The sequence below is a fragment of the Dellaglioa sp. CoH-57-MRSF-16 genome (genome assembly GCF_056782055.1).
The window spans coordinates 1-278 of record NZ_JBXAXZ010000162.1 but is presented as its reverse complement, the minus strand read 5'-3'; the positions used below and the strand labels follow the sequence as shown (position 1 = coordinate 278).

Annotated in this window: 1 protein-coding gene; it reads right to left on the bottom strand. The window is 57.2% G+C overall.

What is annotated here, in order from left to right; all coding sequences use genetic code 11:
* The coding region (locus AC1RPH_RS08285) for a hypothetical protein (protein WP_481762109.1) at positions 1–278 on the bottom strand (278 nt) is incomplete at both ends.

The following is a 278-nucleotide window of genomic DNA, read 5'->3' as shown; positions in this document are numbered from 1 at the left end:
CGTGCTCACGGTTGTCGGCGAGGTGTTCGATTGCTGAGCGGAAGGCGATCTTGGCAAGAAGATTGACGGCTTGATGTTCTCGACGTATCCGGGCAGCACTGTCGGTGATGTGCTGGTCGTATACGGTAAGGTCAGCGGCGGAAAGTATGAGATCGCAGGTTTCGCAGACCCTCTGGACCTCACCCCAATCAATGTGGATGATCGCGAAACGCGTATTGCGCTGGGTGCCGTGGTAGTTCACAAGCTGATGGGCACCGGCCAAGTGATCGCCCAGTTCC